Origin of the sequence: Enterobacter sp. 120016 (assembly GCF_018383635.1) — a bacterium.
In the GTDB taxonomy this organism is placed as follows: Bacteria; Pseudomonadota; Gammaproteobacteria; order Enterobacterales; family Enterobacteriaceae; genus Enterobacter; species Enterobacter asburiae_D.
In genome coordinates, this window is record NZ_JAHAWC010000019.1 from 20,500 (window position 1) to 38,640 (window position 18,141).

Annotated in this window: 15 protein-coding genes and 4 tRNA genes; 15 read left to right on the top strand and 4 right to left on the bottom strand. The window is 55.7% G+C overall.

Annotated elements, in window-relative coordinates:
- Positions 1-167: 167 nt before the first annotated feature.
- The 15 genes from wecA (at position 168) to KIF87_RS20155 (ending at position 13,152) form a co-directional block, all read left to right on the top strand.
- Positions 168-1,271, top strand: a complete 1,104-nt coding sequence (gene wecA / locus KIF87_RS20085; protein ID WP_024907962.1) for a UDP-N-acetylglucosamine--undecaprenyl-phosphate N-acetylglucosaminephosphotransferase — start codon at positions 168-170, stop codon at positions 1,269-1,271.
- Between the two features lie 13 nt (positions 1,272-1,284).
- Positions 1,285-2,331, top strand: coding sequence for an ECA polysaccharide chain length modulation protein (wzzE, locus tag KIF87_RS20090; RefSeq protein ID WP_213330342.1), 1,047 nt, complete (start codon positions 1,285-1,287; stop codon positions 2,329-2,331).
- Positions 2,332-2,387: 56 nt separating this feature from the next.
- Positions 2,388-3,518 carry a non-hydrolyzing UDP-N-acetylglucosamine 2-epimerase gene (gene wecB, locus KIF87_RS20095; RefSeq protein WP_121423335.1) on the top strand — a complete coding sequence of 377 codons (1,131 nt, stop codon included), beginning with the start codon at positions 2,388-2,390 and terminating at the stop codon, positions 3,516-3,518.
- Complete coding sequence (wecC, locus tag KIF87_RS20100) at positions 3,515-4,777, top strand: UDP-N-acetyl-D-mannosamine dehydrogenase (RefSeq protein ID WP_213330344.1); 1,263 nt, start codon at positions 3,515-3,517, stop codon at positions 4,775-4,777. Before wecB ends, wecC begins: the two co-directional genes overlap by 4 nt.
- A complete protein-coding gene (rffC, locus tag KIF87_RS20105; protein WP_213330346.1) occupies positions 4,774-5,451 on the top strand; it encodes a dTDP-4-amino-4,6-dideoxy-D-galactose acyltransferase in 678 nt (225 codons plus the stop codon). Before wecC ends, rffC begins: the two co-directional genes overlap by 4 nt.
- A 4-nt stretch (positions 5,452-5,455) precedes the next feature.
- On the top strand, positions 5,456-6,586 hold the full coding sequence (gene rffA / locus KIF87_RS20110; RefSeq protein WP_023309640.1) for a dTDP-4-amino-4,6-dideoxygalactose transaminase: 1,131 nt from the start codon (positions 5,456-5,458) through the stop codon (positions 6,584-6,586).
- A 1-nt stretch (position 6,587) separates the two neighbouring features.
- A complete protein-coding gene (gene wzxE, locus KIF87_RS20115; protein ID WP_213330348.1) occupies positions 6,588-7,838 on the top strand; it encodes a lipid III flippase WzxE in 1,251 nt (416 codons plus the stop codon).
- A complete protein-coding gene (locus tag KIF87_RS20120; RefSeq protein ID WP_213330350.1) occupies positions 7,835-8,914 on the top strand; it encodes a TDP-N-acetylfucosamine:lipid II N-acetylfucosaminyltransferase in 1,080 nt (359 codons plus the stop codon). The genes wzxE and KIF87_RS20120 overlap by 4 nt, the downstream gene beginning before the upstream one ends.
- Positions 8,911-10,263 (top strand): ECA oligosaccharide polymerase, encoded by a 1,353-nt coding sequence (wzyE, locus tag KIF87_RS20125; RefSeq protein WP_213330352.1) that lies wholly within the window; start codon positions 8,911-8,913, stop codon positions 10,261-10,263. The genes KIF87_RS20120 and wzyE overlap by 4 nt, the downstream gene beginning before the upstream one ends.
- A gap of 12 nt (positions 10,264-10,275) precedes the next feature.
- On the top strand, positions 10,276-11,016 hold the full coding sequence (wecG, locus tag KIF87_RS20130) for a lipopolysaccharide N-acetylmannosaminouronosyltransferase (RefSeq protein WP_029739560.1): 741 nt from the start codon (positions 10,276-10,278) through the stop codon (positions 11,014-11,016).
- A 197-nt stretch (positions 11,017-11,213) separates the two neighbouring features.
- Complete coding sequence (gene thrP, locus KIF87_RS20135) at positions 11,214-12,599, top strand: bifunctional threonine/serine APC transporter ThrP (protein WP_213330354.1); 1,386 nt, start codon at positions 11,214-11,216, stop codon at positions 12,597-12,599.
- A 102-nt stretch (positions 12,600-12,701) separates the two neighbouring features.
- A tRNA-Arg gene (locus KIF87_RS20140) sits at positions 12,702-12,778 on the top strand.
- A 67-nt stretch (positions 12,779-12,845) separates the two neighbouring features.
- Positions 12,846-12,921, top strand: a tRNA-His gene (locus tag KIF87_RS20145).
- A gap of 22 nt (positions 12,922-12,943) precedes the next feature.
- Positions 12,944-13,029: transfer RNA gene (locus tag KIF87_RS20150), tRNA-Leu, on the top strand.
- Between the two features lie 46 nt (positions 13,030-13,075).
- Positions 13,076-13,152 (top strand) — tRNA-Pro (locus tag KIF87_RS20155).
- 541 nt (positions 13,153-13,693) lie between these two features.
- On the opposite strand, the gene hemY is transcribed toward KIF87_RS20155, so the two are convergent.
- From hemY to hemC, 4 genes are read right to left on the bottom strand one after another with little or no spacing between them, the layout of a single operon-like run.
- Positions 13,694-14,893, bottom strand: coding sequence for a protoheme IX biogenesis protein HemY (hemY, locus tag KIF87_RS20160; RefSeq protein WP_213330390.1), 1,200 nt, complete (start codon positions 14,891-14,893; stop codon positions 13,694-13,696).
- A gap of 2 nt (positions 14,894-14,895) precedes the next feature.
- The gene (hemX, locus tag KIF87_RS20165; protein WP_063145026.1) at positions 14,896-16,092 is read right to left on the bottom strand and encodes a uroporphyrinogen-III C-methyltransferase; all 1,197 of its coding nucleotides are present in this window, start codon (positions 16,090-16,092) and stop codon (positions 14,896-14,898) included.
- A 20-nt stretch (positions 16,093-16,112) separates the two neighbouring features.
- Positions 16,113-16,853 carry a uroporphyrinogen-III synthase gene (gene hemD / locus KIF87_RS20170; protein ID WP_148244762.1) on the bottom strand — a complete coding sequence of 247 codons (741 nt, stop codon included), beginning with the start codon at positions 16,851-16,853 and terminating at the stop codon, positions 16,113-16,115.
- Positions 16,850-17,791, bottom strand: coding sequence for a hydroxymethylbilane synthase (gene hemC, locus KIF87_RS20175; RefSeq protein ID WP_159515112.1), 942 nt, complete (start codon positions 17,789-17,791; stop codon positions 16,850-16,852). The genes hemD and hemC overlap by 4 nt, the downstream gene beginning before the upstream one ends.
- Positions 17,792-18,141: the final 350 nt, after the last annotated feature.

Genomic DNA, 18,141 nt, shown 5'->3' on the forward strand with positions numbered 1-18,141 from the left:
TCCCAATTTTGACCGGTCGGTGCGACAATAGGGCCGTTTGTGCAGCTAAAGAAATAATTGATTGAAAAATATACAAAGGGAGTTGTAAGAAGCCATCTTTATTACTTCTGAGGCTGTGGCTTCATGGTTATACTTCCGGGACTAACATTTGTTGAGAGCAATCCATTGTGAATCTATTCACCGCCGTTACTGAACTGATCAGTATTTTTTTATTCACAACCTGTTTTTTGTTCATTGCGCGCAAGGTGGCAAAACGAATAGGGTTGGTGGATAAGCCTAATTTTCGTAAACGCCATCAGGGACTTATTCCTTTAGTCGGCGGGATTTCTGTTTACGCAGGGATTTGCTTCACGTTTGGTATTGCCGATTATTATATCCCGCATGCCGCCCTCTACATTGCCTGTGCCGGTGTACTGGTGTTAGTCGGTGCTCTTGATGACCGGTTCGATATCGCGGTGAAAATACGCGCCACCGTTCAGGCGGGCATTGGCGTGGTGATGATGGTTGTGGGCGGACTGTATCTGCGAAGCCTCGGCTATGTGTTCGGCCCCTGGGAATTAGTTCTGGGCCCATTTGGCTTCTTCCTGACACTCTTTGCCGTCTGGGCGGCAATCAATGCTTTCAACATGGTGGATGGCATCGACGGCCTGCTCGGTGGGTTGTCATCCGTCTCGTTCGCCGCTATCGGCATTATTTTATGGTTTGATGGCCAGTACAGTCTGGCAATGTGGTGTTTCGCCATGATTGCCGCCATTCTGCCTTATATCCTCTTAAACCTCGGAGTGCTGGGCCGCCGCTATAAAGTCTTTATGGGAGACGCGGGCAGTACGCTGATTGGTTTTACGGTTATCTGGATCCTGCTTGAAACCACACAGGGTCAAACCCATCCGATAAGTCCCGTAACAGCGCTGTGGATTATTGCCATCCCATTAATGGATATGGTGGCGATTATGTACCGCCGCCTGCGCAAAGGGATGAGTCCTTTCTCTCCCGACCGCCAACACATTCATCATCTCATTATGCGCGCGGGTTTTACTTCTCGTCAGGCATTTGTGCTGATTACGCTTGCCGCCGCTATTTTGGCCGCGATTGGTGTAGCTGCAGAATATTCTCATATTATTCCTGAATGGGTTATGTTGGCATTATTCTTGCTGGCATTTTTCCTGTACGGCTACTGCATTAAGCGCGCATGGAAAGTAGCGCGATTTATTAAACGTCTTAAACGCAGGATGCGTCGTAACAGTGGCAAAAATACAACATTAACTAAGTAAAACCGGGACTATGATGACTCAACCGTTGGCGGGAGCGAAATCAGTGGTAACTGAGAATGAACTGGATATTCGGGGTTTGTTTCGCGTGTTATGGGCAGGCAAACTTTGGATTGCGGGGATCGCGCTGGGGTTTGCACTGTTAGCGCTGGCCTATACGTTCTTTGCAAAACAAGAGTGGAGCGCCACGGCAATCACAGACAGGCCAACGGTTAATATGCTTGGGGGATACTATTCCCAGCAGCAATTCCTGCGAAACCTGGACATCAAAGCCAGTCTTGCAACGCCAGACCAGGCCTCCGTTATGGATGAAGCCTATAAAGAGTTTGTGATGCAGCTGGCTTCGTGGGATACCCGCCGCGACTTCTGGTCCCAGACGGATTACTACAAGCAGCGCCGGGTTGATAACACCAAAGCCGATGCCGCCCTGCTGGACGATCTGATTAACAATATTCAGTTCATGCCGGGCGACGCGCTGCGTAACGTCAACGACAGCGTCAAGCTGATTGCAGAAACCGCGCCGGATGCCAACAACCTGTTGCGTCAGTACGTCGCATTTGCCAGCCAGCGTGCCGCAAGCCATCTTAACGAAGAGCTTAAAGGTGCCTGGGCGGCTCGTACCATCCAGATGAAAGCGCAGGTGAAACGTCAGGAAGAGGTGGCGAATACCATTTTCGGTCGCCGCGTGCATAACATTGAGCAGGCGCTGAAAATTGCGGAACAGCACAATATTTCCCGTACTGAGACGGACGTGCCGGCTGATGAACTGCCTGACTCTGAAATGTTCCTTCTTGGTCGCCCTATGCTGCAGGCGCGTCTGGAAAACCTGAAGGCCGTTGGGCCTGATTTTGACCTCGATTACGATCAAAATCGCGCGATGCTCAATACGCTTAATGTCGGTCCATCCCTGGACCCGCGTTTTCAGACCTATCGTTATTTGCGAACGCCTGAAGAACCTGTAAAACGCGATAGTCCGCGTCGTGCATTCCTGATGATTATGTGGGGGATTGTAGGCGCACTGACGGGCGCTGGCGTGGCGTTAACGCGTCGTCGCAAAAACTAAGAACGCCGTCTACGATGAAGGCTGCGGCCTTCATCGCCTAATCGAAGAGAATCGATGTGAAAGTACTTACCGTATTTGGCACCAGGCCGGAGGCCATTAAGATGGCACCTCTGGTTCATGCGCTGGCCAGCGATCCTGATATTGAAGCGAAAGTCTGCGTCACGGCCCAACACCGTGAGATGCTCGATCAGGTTTTAACGCTCTTCTCCATCGTCCCGGATTACGACCTTAATATTATGAAGCCGGGACAAGGGCTAACGGAGATAACCTGTCGCATTCTGCAAGAGCTTAAGCCGATCCTGGAGTCATTCAAACCTGACGTGGTGCTGGTACACGGTGACACCACCACTACCGTGGCGACAAGCCTGGCCGCGTTTTACCAGCGAATTCCCGTGGGGCATGTTGAGGCGGGTCTGCGTACCGGCAATCTTTATTCGCCGTGGCCGGAAGAGGCCAACCGCACGTTAACGGGTCATCTGGCGATGTACCACTTTGCGCCAACGGAAAACTCGCGTCAGAACCTGCTGCGTGAAAATATCGCCGATAACAAAATCTTTGTGACCGGCAATACGGTCATTGACGCGTTAATTTGGGTACGTGACCGCGTCCTGGCAAATAGCGATCTTCAGAAAGAACTCGCTGCCCGCTATCCGTTCCTTCACAACGGCAAAAAAACCATTCTGGTCACTGGCCACCGACGCGAAAGTTTTGGCCGGGGTTTTGAGCAAATCTGCCATGCGCTGGCTGAAATCGCCGCGCAGAACGACGATGTGCAAATTGTCTATCCAGTACACCTTAACCCTAACGTCAGCGAGCCGGTTAACCGCATCCTGGGCCACGTCGAAAACGTTCTGCTGATCGAACCGCAGGACTACATGCCGTTTGTCTGGCTGATGAACCATGCCTGGCTGATCCTCACCGATTCCGGCGGAATTCAGGAAGAAGCGCCATCCCTCGGCAAACCGGTGCTGGTGATGCGTGAAACGACCGAACGTCCGGAAGCCGTCAAGGCCGGTACGGTGCGTCTGGTCGGCACCAACGCACAGCTGATCGTCGAAGAGGTCACGCGCCTGCTGCACGACGATGAAGCGTATCAGGCGATGAGCCGGGCCCACAATCCGTATGGAGACGGGCAGGCTTGTGGTCGTATTTTGCATGCACTTAAACACAATCGGGTATCGCTATGAGTTTTACTACCATCTCTGTCATTGGTCTTGGCTACATTGGCTTGCCCACCGCGGCGGCGTTTGCCTCTCGTCAAAAACAGGTTGTCGGTGTGGATATCAACGCACGCGCGGTGGAAACCATCAACCGTGGCGAAATTCATATTGTGGAACCCGATCTTGACCGCGTGGTGAAAGAGGCGGTAGAGGGGGGCTTCCTGCGTGCCAGCACGACCCCAGTTGAAGCGGATGCATACCTGATTGCCGTCCCCACCCCGTTTAAAGGCGACCACGAGCCCGACATGGCGTTCGTCGAGGCGGCGGCAAAATCCATCGCACCTGTGCTGAAGAAAGGGGCGCTGGTGATCCTGGAATCGACCTCTCCGGTCGGTGCTACCGAGCAGATGGCACAGTGGCTGGCCGACGCGCGCCCTGATTTAAGCTTCCCGCAGCAGGCGGGTGAGCAGGCAGATATCAACATCGCCTACTGTCCGGAGCGCGTCCTGCCGGGCCAGGTCATGGTCGAACTGATTAAAAACGACCGCGTCATTGGCGGTATGACGCCCGTCTGTTCCGAACGTGCCAGCGCGCTGTACAAGATTTTCCTGGAAGGCGAGTGTGTGGTGACCAACTCCCGCACCGCCGAGATGTGCAAGCTGACGGAAAACAGCTTCCGCGACGTCAATATCGCCTTTGCGAACGAACTGTCGCTGATCTGCGCCGATCAGGGGATTAACGTCTGGGAGCTGATTAGCCTGGCAAATCGCCATCCGCGTGTAAACATTCTCCAGCCAGGCCCGGGCGTGGGCGGACACTGTATCGCCGTCGATCCGTGGTTTATCGTGGCGCAGAATCCGGCGCAGGCGCGTCTGATTCGCACCGCGCGTGAAGTGAACGACAGCAAGCCTCACTGGGTGCTCAATCAGGTTAAAGCGACGGTAGCGGATTGCCTGACAGAGAGCGGCAAGCGCGCCAGCGAGCTGAAAATTGCCTGCTTTGGTCTGGCATTTAAACCCAATATTGACGATCTGCGTGAAAGCCCGGCGATGGAAATTGCCGAGATGATTGCCGAATGGCACAAGGGGGAAACGCTGGTGGTTGAGCCGAATATTCATGAATTACCGGCAAAACTGGCGGGGCACTGCACGCTGACGGCGTTGGACGACGCGCTGGCGGCGGCGGACGTGCTGGTGCTGCTGGTGGATCATAAAGAGTTTAAAGCGACGTCCGGCGATGCCGTTCGTCAGCAGTATATTGTGGATACCAAAGGTGTCTGGCGTTGAATAGCCTGAATGGGGTGCTCGAGTCCCTGCAGTGGGAGAGTGCCTTTTTCGGCCTGCCGTCGGCCATCGTGCGTCTGCGCGATGACGCGCCGGTGCTGGCTGAATCAGATTTTATCGCCTGGCAACGGGTGCAGGCGAAGATCCCTGCGGAGCGTGCCGATCTGCTTGACGCGCTCCAGCAGCATGGCTTTCAGCTGGTTGAAGGTGAGGTCGATCTTTCCATTTCCCTCACCCGGCACGATGCGTCCGGCGCGGAAATTGCAACGGATCGGGACATCCCCGTGCTGCGTCAGATGGCGACCCGGGCGTTTGCGCAGAGCCGCTTTCGTGCGCCCTGGTATGCACCTGACGATAGCGGGCGTTTCTATGCCCAGTGGATAGAGAATGCGGTCAAAGGCACCTTTGACCACGTCTGCCTGGTTTTCCGTGCAGGGGACGGTCAAATCCAGGGGTTCGTCTCTCTGCGTAAGCTCAACGAGCGCGAGGCGCGCATTGGCTTATTAGCCGGGCACGGCATGGGTGAGAAACTCATGCAGGCGGCGCTGCACTGGGCGCAGCAGCAGCAGCTTGTGACGCTGCGGGTTGCGACCCAACTGGGCAACACCGCCGCGCTTAAACGTTATATTGCGAGTGGTGCCAACATCGACGCCACCGCCTACTGGTTATACAGGTGACAAGATGATTCCATTTAACGCACCACCCGTTGTCGGAACTGAACTCGACTATATGCAGTCTGCCATGGGCAGCGGCAAACTCTGTGGTGACGGCGGTTTTACCCGTCGCTGTCAGCAGTGGATGGAACAGCGTTTTCGCAGCGCCAAAGTGCTGCTGACCCCGTCCTGTACGGCATCTCTGGAAATGGCGGCGCTGCTGCTGGATATCCAGCCCGGTGATGAAGTGATTATGCCGAGCTATACCTTCGTTTCCACCGCGAACGCCTTTGTCCTGCGCGGAGCGAAAATCGTCTTTGTGGATATCCGCCCGGATACCATGAACATTGATGAGACGCTGATTGAAGCGGCGATCACTGACAAAACGCGCGCGATCGTGCCGGTTCACTACGCGGGCGTGGCCTGTGAAATGGACACCATCATGGCCATCGCCAAAAAACATAATCTGTTCGTGGTGGAAGATGCCGCGCAGGGCGTGATGTCCACCTACAAGGGACGCGCGCTGGGCACTATCGGCCACATTGGCTGCTTTAGCTTCCACGAAACCAAAAACTACACGGCGGGTGGAGAAGGTGGCGCGACGCTGATTAACGACCGGGCTCTCGTGGAGCGCGCGGAAGTGATCCGCGAAAAAGGCACCAACCGCAGCCAGTTCTTCCGGGGGCAGGTAGACAAATACACCTGGCGCGATATCGGCTCCAGCTATCTGATGGCGGATCTGCAGGCGGCGTACCTGTGGGCGCAGCTGGAAGCGGCGGAACGTATCAACCTTCAGCGTCTTTCCCTGTGGCAAACGTATTACGATGCGCTTGAGCCTCTGGCCAAAGCAGGGCGTATTGAACTGCCGACCATCCCGGCAGATTGCGTCCACAATGCGCATATGTTCTACATCAAGCTGCGCGATAACGACGACCGCAGCGAGCTTATCGCCTGGCTGAAAGAGGCCGAGATTATGGCGGTGTTCCACTATATCCCGCTGCACTCCAGCCCGGCCGGAGAAGCGTTTGGCACGTTCGCGGGTGAAGATCGTTACACCACGAAAGAAAGTGAGCGTTTGCTTCGCTTGCCGCTGTTTTACAACCTCGCGCCTGTTAACCAGCGTACGGTGATTAATACCCTTCTGAGTTATTTCGGCTGATATGTCTCTGGCAAAAGCATCGGTGTGGACCGCCGCGTCCACGCTTGTAAAAATTGGCGCCGGGCTGCTGGTCGTCAAGCTGCTGGCCGTCTCATTTGGCCCCTCTGGCGTGGGGCTGGCGGGTAATTTCCGCCAGCTTGTCACCGTCCTTGGGGTGCTGGCCGGTGCCGGTATCTTCAACGGCGTGACCAAATACGTTGCGCAGTATCACGATGATGCGGCTCAGCTGCGCAGAGTGGTGGGCACCTCTTCGGCGATGGTCACGGGTTTTTCGACCCTGATGGCGATGATATTTCTGCTGGCGGCGGCGCCCATCAGCCAGGGGTTGTTCGGGCACACTCATTACCAGGGGCTGGTGCGTCTGGTTGCGCTGGTCCAGATGGGCATTGCCTGGGCTAACCTGCTGCTGGCGCTGATGAAAGGGTTTCGTGATGCTGCCGGGAACGCGCTTGCCTTAATCCTGGGCAGCGTCATCGGCGTGATTGCCTATTACTTCTGCTTTCGCCTGGGCGGCTATGAAGGCGCACTGCTGGGGCTGGCGCTGGTCCCGGCGCTGGTTGTTGTGCCAGCGGCGTTTATGCTGATGCGTCGGGGCGTCATCCCTCTGAGCTACCTCAAACCGCAATGGGACACGATGATTGCCAGCCAGCTGGGTAAATTTACCCTGATGGCGCTCATCACCTCCGTCACGATGCCGGTAGCCTACGTGATGATGCGAAACCTGCTGGCGGCGCATTATAGCTGGGATGAAGTGGGGATCTGGCAGGGCGTAAGCAGTATTTCCGACGCCTATCTCCAGTTTATTACGGCTTCCTTTAGCGTTTACCTGCTGCCAACCTTATCGCGTCTGACGTCCAGACAGGATATTACCCGTGAGATTTTCCGATCGCTGCGCTTTGTGTTGCCGGCCGTTGCGGCGGCCAGCTTTACCGTCTGGTTATTGCGCGATGTCGCCATCTGGCTGCTGTTCTCGGCGAAGTTCACCGCCATGCGCGATCTCTTTGCCTGGCAGCTGGTGGGTGATGTGCTGAAAGTGGGTGCTTACGTTTTCGGCTATCTGGTGATTGCAAAAGCGTCCCTGCGGCTGTATATCCTGGCGGAAATTAGCCAGTTTGCGTTACTGACAGCATTTTCACACTGGCTGATACCCGCGCACGGTGCGCTGGGGGCGGCTCAGGCCTACATGGCAACCTATATCGTTTATTTCGCCGCCTGTTGCGGCGTATTTTTATTGTGGCGTAAACGCGCATGACTGCACTGATTCACATCCTGGGATCGGATATCCCACACCATAACCAGACCGTTTTGCGGTTCTTCAACGACGAGCTGGCATCGGGTAATCCTGATGCGCGTGAGTTTATGGTTGCAGGTCAGGATAAGGGCCTGAGCGCAGCATTTCCGGCGCTAACTGTTCGCTTCTGGCCGGATAAGGCCGCGCTGGCGAAGGCGGTTGTTGCCAAAGCCAAAGCGGATCGTAAGCAACGTTTCTTTTTCCACGGGCAGTTCAATACCGGCCTGTGGCTGGCGCTGCTCAGCGGGGGGATTAAACCCTCCCAGTGCAGCTGGCATATCTGGGGAGCCGATCTCTACGAAGTCTCCCGCGGCTGGAAATTCCGTCTTTTCTATCCGCTGCGCCGCATGGCGCAGGGGCGCGTAGGCTGCGTGTTTGCCACCCGAGGCGATCTCAACTATTTTGCTAAACAGCACCCGAACGTGCGCGGAGAATTACTCTATTTCCCAACCCGCATGGATCCGGCGCTGAACGCCATGGCGAATGACGCGGTGCGTGAAGGCAAGCTAACGATCCTGGTGGGGAATTCCGGCGATCGCAGTAACGAACACGTCGCGGCGCTCAGGGCGGTGCATCAGCAGTTCGGCGACACGGTGAACGTGGTGGTGCCGATGGGCTATCCCGCCAACAACGACGCCTATATTGATGAGGTTCGCCAACAGGGACTTGCGCTGTTTAGTGCAGAAAATCTGCACATCCTCAGCGATAAGCTGGAATTTGATGAGTATCTTGCGCTGCTGAGAAAATGCGATCTCGGCTATTTCATCTTTGCCCGACAGCAGGGAATCGGCACGCTGTGTCTGCTGATTCAGGCGGGTGTACCGTGCGTGCTCAACCGCGACAACCCGTTCTGGCAGGACATGGCCGAGCAGCATATTCCGGTGCTGTTTACCTCTGACACGCTGAATGTCGAGGTGGTACGGGAAGCCCAACGCCAGCTCACGCTGGTGGATAAAAATAGCATCGATTTTTTCAGCCCGAACTACCTCACGCCGTGGCATCGCGCGCTGCGTATCGCTTCAGGAGACAAAGCATGAGTCAGTTGCAATTCAGCGGCTTACTGGTTGTCTGGCTTCTGAGCACCCTGTTTATCGCCACGCTTACCTGGTTTGAGTTCCGCCGGGTGCGCTTCAACTTTAACGTGTTCTTCTCGTTACTGTTTCTGCTGACCTTCTTTTTCGGCTTCCCGCTCACCAGCATCCTGGTCTTCCGTTTTGACGTGAGCGTCGCGCCGCCGGAAATCCTGCTCCAGGCGCTTCTGGCGGCGACCTGCTTCTATGCGGTCTACTACGTCACCTATAAAACGCGTCTGCGTTCAGCGCAGGCTGCAGCCCCGCGTCGGGCGCTTTTTACCATGAATCGGGTGGAGACCCACCTGACGTGGGTGATGCTGATGACCATCGCCCTGGTCAGCGTCGGTATCTTCTTCATGCACAACGGCTTCCTGCTGTTTAAGCTCCACTCTTACAGCCAGATTTTTTCGGCAGAAGTCTCGGGCGTGGCGCTTAAGCGTTTCTTCTACTTCTTCATTCCGGCGATGCTGGTGATCTTTTTTCTGCGTCAGGACAGCAAAGCGTGGCTGTTCTTCCTGGTTAGCACCGTCGCGTTTGGCATTCTGACCTACATGATTGTGGGCGGTACGCGCGCGAACATTATTATCGCCTTCGCTATCTTCCTGTTTATCGGCATCATCCGCGGCTGGATCTCGCTGTGGATGCTGGTTGCGGCAGGGGTGTTTGGCATTGTGGGGATGTTCTGGCTGGCGCTGAAGCGCTACGGGATGAACGTGGCGGGCGATGAGGCGTTTTACACGTTCCTCTACCTGACGCGCGATACCTTCTCGCCGTGGGAAAACCTGGCATTGCTGCTGCAAAACTACGACAAGATTGATTTCCAGGGGCTGGCACCGATTGTTCGCGACTTCTACGTCTTTATCCCTTCCTGGCTATGGCCGGACCGGCCTGGCGTGGTGCTTAACACGGCAAATTACTTTACCTGGGAAGTGCTGAATAACCATTCCGGTCTGGCAATCTCGCCAACGCTGATTGGTTCCCTGGTGGTGATGGGAGGGGCGTGGTTCATACTCCCCGGGGCGGTTGCCGTGGGGCTGATTATCAAGTGGTTCGACTGGCTTTACGTGCGTGGCAACGAAGAGACCAACCGCTATAAAGCCGCCATTTTGCACAGCTTCTGCTTTGGTGCCATTTTCAATATGATCGTTCTGGCGCGCGAAGGGCTGGACTCTTTCGTGTCGCGCGTGGTGTTTTTCATGGTCGTGTTCGGCATCTGCCTGTTACTGGCCAAACTGCTGTACTGGCTGTTTGACAGCGCAGGGCTTGTGCACAAGCGCGAGCGGCAGGGCAGCACAACGCTGTCGCAAGTCTGAGTAAGGATAGTAATGACTGATAAAATTTCTGCACCGCGCTATGCGCTACGTGGCCTGCAGCTTATTGGCTGGCGCGACATGCAGCACGCGCTGGACTTTCTGTTCGCCGACGGCCAGATGAAATCCGGTACGCTGGTGGCCATCAACGCGGAAAAAATGCTGGCGGTTGAGGATAATGCGGAAGTCAAAAGCCTGATTGAAGCGGCTGAATTTAAATATGCGGACGGGATCAGCGTGGTCCGCTCTATCCGTAAAAAGTATCCTGACGCTAATGTTTCCCGCGTGGCGGGTGCCGATCTCTGGGAGCAGCTTATGGCCCGCGCAGGTGCGCAGGGCACGCCCGTGTTCCTTATTGGCGGTAAGCCGGAGATACTGGCCCAGACGGAGGAGAAACTGCGTCGTCAATGGAATGTTAATATTGTCGGCAGCCAGGATGGTTACTTCAAGCCGGAAGATCGGCAGGCTCTGTTTGAGCGCGTTCGTGACAGCGGGGCGAAAATTGTCACCGTGGCGATGGGGTCCCCGCGCCAGGAGATCCTGATGCGCGACTGCCGTCTGGTCTGTCCGGATGCCCTCTACATGGGCGTCGGCGGCACGTACGACGTCTTTACCGGCCACGTTAAGCGTGCGCCCAAGGTCTGGCAAAATCTGGGGCTGGAGTGGCTGTACCGCCTGCTATCGCAACCGACGCGCATTAAACGACAGATCCGTCTGCTTCGCTACCTCGCCTGGCATTACACCGGGAAAATGTAATCAAAATGTAGCGCGATATGCTATTCGCGCTGCAACTCGCCTGCAAAACTGCTGATAATCTGTGCAATGCATTCATTTTTTTAATGCATCGTTTGCCATTTGGCAGATTTTAAGAAACCATTCGCTCCGTATTTTAGTACCCCTAAAAAACAATACCCGGTCTTAAGCCGGGAAACAGCAAACACAATCGAGGATCTATGGCAGAGAAAAAACCGGAGCTACAGCGTGGGCTGGAAGCTCGTCATATTGAACTGATAGCGCTGGGCGGCACTATCGGCGTGGGCCTGTTTATGGGCTCCGCAAGTACGCTCAAATGGGCAGGCCCTTCCGTATTACTGGCGTATATTATCGCCGGGCTGTTTGTTTTCTTCATTATGCGTTCCATGGGTGAAATGCTCTTCCTGGAGCCGGTAACCGGCTCCTTCGCCGTATACGCGCATCGTTATATGAGCCCGTTCTTCGGCTACCTGACGGCCTGGTCATACTGGTTTATGTGGATGGCGGTGGGCATCTCTGAGATCACCGCGATAGGGGTCTACGTCCAGTTCTGGTTCCCGGACATGGTCCAGTGGATACCCGCGCTCATTGCCGTGGGGCTGGTGGCGCTGGCAAACCTGGCCGCCGTGCGCCTTTACGGTGAAATTGAGTTCTGGTTCGCAATGATCAAAGTCACCACGATTATCGTGATGATTGTCGTCGGCCTGGGCGTGATTTTCTTCGGCTTTGGCAACGGTGGACACGCTATCGGCTTCGGCAACCTGACCGAAAACGGCGGCTTCTTCGCCGGCGGCTGGAAGGGCTTCCTGACCGCGCTGTGTATCGTAGTGGCCTCGTATCAGGGCGTGGAGCTGATCGGTATTACCGCCGGTGAAGCGAAAAACCCGCAGGTCACGCTGCGTAGCGCAGTAGGCAAAGTGCTGTGGCGTATCCTGATTTTCTATGTGGGCGCGATCTTCGTCATCGTGACCATCTTCCCGTGGAACGAAATTGGCACGACCGGTAGCCCGTTTGTATTAACCTTCGCCAAAATTGGTATCACGGCGGCGGCGGGTATCATCAACTTTGTGGTCCTGACGGCAGCGTTGTCAGGCTGTAACAGTGGGATGTACAGCTGCGGGCGTATGCTCTATGCGCTCTCGAAGAACAACCAGCTGCCTGCGGCAATGAGCAAAGTCTCACGTGCCGGGGTGCCGGTGGCGGGGGTGGCGGTCTCCATAGTGATCCTGCTGATTGGCTCTTGCCTGAATTACATCATTCCTAACCCTCAGCGCGTGTTCGTTTACGTCTACAGCGCCAGCGTACTGCCGGGCATGGTGCCGTGGTTTGTTATCCTCATCAGCCAGCTGCGTTTCCGTCAGGCGCATAAAAAGGCGATTGAAAGCCATCCGTTCCGCTCAATTCTGTTCCCCTATGCGAACTATTTGACGATGGCGTTCCTGATTTGCGTATTAATCGGGATGTACTTTAATGAAGATACCCGCATGTCGCTGTTTGTCGGGGTGATCTTCCTTGCGGCTGTAACGGCTGCATATAAGCTTTTTGGCCTGGGCCGCCGTGCTACCACGCAGAAAGTGGAGGAATAAGCGGCAAAATGTGCAAACCATAACCAAACGCGCATTTTTTTCAAAAAAGCACTAGACAGCGGGGACGGAGGTACGTAATATCCAGCCCCGCAACGGCGCTAAGCGCCCGTAGCTCAGCTGGATAGAGCGCTGCCCTCCGGAGGCAGAGGTCTCAGGTTCGAATCCTGTCGGGCGCACCATTTACCCGGTGCTGGAGCTGCGGTGGTCTGAGAAGTAGTCAGTACCGCGTGAGTTAAGAATACAGTGGTGGCTATAGCTCAGTTGGTAGAGCCCTGGATTGTGATTCCAGTTGTCGTGGGTTCGAATCCCATTAGCCACCCCATTATTTGAAAGAGTTGTGAATTGCGAAGGTGGCGGAATTGGTAGACGCGCTAGCTTCAGGTGTTAGTGTCCTTTGGATGTGGGGGTTCGAGTCCCCCCCCTCGCACCACGACTTTTTAAATGAATTGAACTAAAAATTCAAAAAAGCAGTACATCGGCGAGTAGCGCAGCTTGGTAGCGCAACTGGTTTGGGACCAGTGGGTCGGAGGTTCGAATCCTCTCTCGCCGACCAATTTTGAACCCCGCTTCGGCGGGGTTTTTTGTTTTCTGCGATTCTTCATCCCTGTCGTCTTTTCCCAACAACGTCCTTTTTCATTGTCGCAATCCAGCGACATACAACTCATTGAAAGATAGATAAAAAACCAGTTATGCGTTTTGCTGTCTCCTCCTGGCGACATATTCCCGTCTTTTCCCGATACGTTCTAGCGCTTAAGACGGCGCTTAACAGCATAATTTCCTTTTATCTTAAAATGTTGCGTCATGTAAAAGTTCTGGGTGTCATGTTGGCACGTTACGTGCAATAATATGCGTGTAGATGCTCATTCCATCTCTTATGTTCGCCTTAGTGCCTCATAAACTCAGGAATGACGCAGAGCCATTTACGGTGCTTATCGTCCACTGACAGATGTCGCTTCGGCCTCATCAGACACCATGGACACAACGTTGAGTGAAGCACCAAATATGTTGTCTTACAGACCTGTTTTAACGCCTGCTTTTATAGCAGGCGTTTTTTTATGGGCGTAAAAAAGGAGGCCAGATGGCCTCCTTTTTATTTACTGCTGCGTACCGTTATTTTGCAGCGTCAACAACAACCCATCTCGCCGCATGGCGGCTGCCTCTTCCGGCTTATGCTGCTTGTCCAGCGTATCGGCAAGCCATGCGTAGTCGAAGGCATCCGGACGCTGTTTCAGCGCCGCGCGGAAGGCGAGGCTCGCCTCCTGCCATTCTCCGTGCTTCATCAGCGATTGACCAAGCGTGCTCCACAGCAGCGGGCGGTCACCGACGGTTTTAATCTGCTGACGCAGCACTTTTTCGATTTGCTCTGGATTATTAGTTTTCAGGCGCGGGATCACCATCACCAGACGATCGTCATACTGGCGCTTCAGACCGTCGAGAAGGATTTCCTGAGCCGTGTCATGGTCGTCACATTCAATAAGATGTTCCGCCATGGCAACCTGCAGAGGAACCTGCTGGCGCGTTTTACGGCTCTGATTCTTCCACCACGTTTTCAGACCGTCACTGCCCAGGTCGGCGCGCGCCTGATCCATCAGGCCAATCCATGCCAGACGCTGAAGCTCATCACGATGTTCATCGTCGCCTACCTCGGCCTTCGCCATTGACGGAATGATGTCCAGTAGTGAACCCCAGGCGCCGGTACGAATATACGCCTGCTCGGCAAGACGCAGCACTTCCGGATGACGTGGCGCAACTTCCAACAGGCGATCGATACCGTGGCGAGCCGCGTGATTTTCATTGCGCGCCAGCTGCAGACGAACGCGCGTGATTTCTACCGGAATCGGGTCACCATGAGCCAGCTCTGCCGCTCGCTCCAGATGCTGATTGGCGCGGGCTTCGTCACCGCGCTGCTGCGCCGCTTCGGCTGCGAGCAGATAATTCACCACCGGCTGTTCGGCATGGTCGGCGTTTTTCGACATCAGCTTTTCTACCTGCTGATAATCGCCTTCGGCCAGTTTCAGCAGCGCTTGCTCCGTTTGCTTACGGGCACGACGGCGCTTACGGCCAACGAACCAGCCGCGCGTGTGGGCACCGGTGCGGAAAATACGGCGCAGGATCCACTCGATCGCAAACAGCACCACCATGCCGAGGATCAGAATGATCGCCAGGCCCGTTACGCTGGTTTCGATGTTGTAGTTATCGGTCTGGATCAGGACGTAACCCTGATGGCCCGCAAGCATGGGGCCCAGCACGATCCCGGCGATCAGCAGGATGAAGAGTAAGAGAACTTTTAGCATCATTACTCTCCTTGCGGTGCGCTTTCAGGTGCCGGAGCCGGGGCAGGTGCCGCCCCGCCCGACGGCTCTGCCGGCACGCCCGGCTGCGCCAGCAGGTTACGTACGCGCGTCTGCATCAGTTTCTCCAGAATCGGCTGGCTGGCCAGCTTATCCGGCACGTTCATGGTGATGTTCTGCTGGCTCAGCTTATCAATGTCTTCGAGGAAGGCGGTGGTCGTCGCATCATCGGTGTTGTAGTAGGCGCGTACCCACGTTGAGACGTTATCCAGTGCCTGTTTGTAGGTCTCTTCCTGATGACGCGGTACGGCCTGAGCCGCTACCAGCAGGCGGGAACGAATGTTCTCGCGCAGATAGATATCCTGGTTCGGCGCCAGCAGCGGCACGGCGGTTTCGTCGCGACGGCGAATAGTAATGAAGCTGTCCATAAAGTTCTGCCAGCTTTTCTGCAGGTTTATGCGCCATTCGCTCAGGGAGCTGGAAAGCTCGGTACCGTCGGAATCCATCGGGGAGTCGTCGTCGTTATTATCCGCCAGCTGCAGGTTATCAATCTGATTCGAAAGCTGGTTCACCTTGAGGATAATACCGTCGTAATCCACCTGCGAGACGGCGGAGAGGCTGGCGATGTCTTCGGTAATCGCGCGACGGGCCGCGATGAGGCTCGGGTCGTTCATGTCTGCCAGGCTCGCATCGGCGCTTTTCAGCAGCGCGGCGGCAGTGGTGACGTCCTGATCGCTCCAGAGCTTACGTCCGGCGAGCTTCACCAGGAAGTCCGCCTGCGAGAGCAGCCAGGTTTTGGCATCGGTGCCGGAAATCGTGGCGACTTTCTGCTGCACGTCGCCCAGCTGTTTGGTCAGCTCTTCCTGTTTGCTGTTCGCCTCGGCAAGCGCGGCGGCCTGCTGCTTAATCACAGCTTCCAGCTCGGTTTTCTGCGTCTCCTGCGCTTTTTGCAGGGCAGTGAGCTGATTCACCAGCGCATCGCTGGTGGACGTTTGATTAGCACCCTGTTGCTTCACCAGACCGTACAGGCCAACCCCTGCTGCCAGCGCAATGGCGATGGCAATCGCGCTCAGCGTGAGGCTCGTTTTATTGCTGCCGTTTTTCTTCTCAGCGGTTTTCTCTGTCGTCTCTGGCTGTGGCGTCGTCTCCACAGTCTCCCTGGTCTCTTCAACCACGGCGGAGGATTTGTCGTGTTCCGTCATTATGGCTTCCCATTTGAGAGTTATTGTAATGCGCGCAGCAGCGCATCGTTGTCGGCGTTATCAGCGATCCGAATATCCTGCCAGCCCAGTTCCCGGGCCTGGTTCGCCAGACGCTCACTGACGACCAGAAGCCGACAGCGGAGTAACCAGTTTTCGCGATACCAAAGCGGTATCAGCGACCAAAGCTGTTGTAACATTTCACCGCTGGTGACCACCAGCGTATTAATGCCGCGCGCGTGCCAGCGCATCGCCTCTTCCGCGCCATCGTAGTGTTTTGCACAGCGCTGATAACACTCAATGAACGTTACGTCTGCACCACGTTCACGCAGCGTTTCGCCCAATAGTTCGCGGCCACCATTACCGCGTAAAATGAGCGCACGCTTTCCGGCAATAGTTTGTAATTCAGGTAATTGTAGCAAGACTTCACTGATTTCCCGATCTAACGGGTAACGAACGTCCGCGCTGCTTACGGTATGCAGCGCCAGTGCCGTTGTGCGGCCAATCGCGAAATAGCGGGGGGCGGTTGGCCAGGTCAAACCCTGCTGTTGCAGCTGCGCGTGGGCAAATTCCACGGCATGTTGCGACAGCGCAAACAGCAGGTCGCCTTCCTGAAGGGTATTCATCTGGTCGGCGAGCGCAGAGAGCTCCCGACCGGGGGAGAATTCAATGAGCGGAAAACTCCAGGCCACCTGCCCCAGTGCGCGCAGACGGCTCACTAACTGCTCTCCTGCGGGAGAAGGGCGGGTGACGAGAATACTCATGCAGGGGGCTCTCCATTATAAACGTCAGCCAGAATCTCGCGGGCGCCGTTATCCAGCAGCTCTTCAGCCAGCGACACGCCAAGCTGCTCGGCATCTTGCGCTTTACCGCGACGTTCGCCGCGTACCATCTGCGAACCGTCCGGGGCGCCCACCAGCGCGCGCAGCCACAGTTCGCCATCTGTTAATTCAGCATAGCTGCCAATCGGTACCTGGCATCCCCCTTCGAGGCGGGTATTCATTGCACGCTCGGCTTTTACGCGAATAGCGGTCTCGTCGTGGTTCAGCGGCGCGAGCAGTTCGCGGGTACGCGCATCGTCCAGACGGCACTCGATGCCGACGGCACCCTGGCCCACGGCCGGCAGCGACAGTTCTGGCGGCATCGCCACGCGAATGCGCGACTCCATCCCCAGACGCTTCAGGCCGGCAACGGCGAGGATAATGGCATCGTAATCGCCGTTATCCAGCTTGCCCAGACGCGTGCCGACGTTACCGCGCAGCGAGCGAATGATTAGGTCAGGACGACGCTCCGCCAGCTGACACTGACGGCGTAAACTGGACGTGCCAACCACGCTCCCTTCCGGCAGCGCGTCGAGGGAGTCATAGTGGTTAGAGACAAACGCATCGCGCGGATCTTCGCGCTCGCAGATAGTCACCAGCCCCAGCCCTTCCGGGAACTCGACGGGCACGTCTTTCATCGAATGTACGGCGATATCGGCGCGGTTCTCAAGCAATGCCAGTTCCAGCTCTTTGACAAACAGGCCTTTGCCGCCCACTTTCGCCAGGGGCGTATCGAGGATCACGTCACCGCGCGTGACCATCGGCACCAGCTCGACGCGCAATCCACTGTGGCAGGCTTCGAGGCGCTGCTTCACATAATGTGCCTGCCAGAGCGCGAGAGGGCTTTGGCGTGTGGCAATTCTCAAAACATTGTCTAACATGCTTGTTACCGTCATTATCAATCGCTAACCATCCTAACATTGTTGACTCTGGGATGGCAGTTTTACGGTTGATGAAGCGTGAGAGGGACAAGGCGGCGTATTCGTCAGCCATAGCCGTATTCAGGAATTTACACGTACAGAACGGTGCTACACTTGTATGTAGCGCATCTTTCTTTACGGTCAACCGGCAAGGTGTTAAATTGATCACGTTTTAGACCATTTTTTCGTCGCTACCACCAAAAATGATAAGGGCGAAAAAGGGTAACGGTTATCTTTTTGAAATACTGCGGGTCCGCTGTTATTCGTGTTTTGAATAGCTTGCGACACCCGGAAACATCAGGCGATACGTC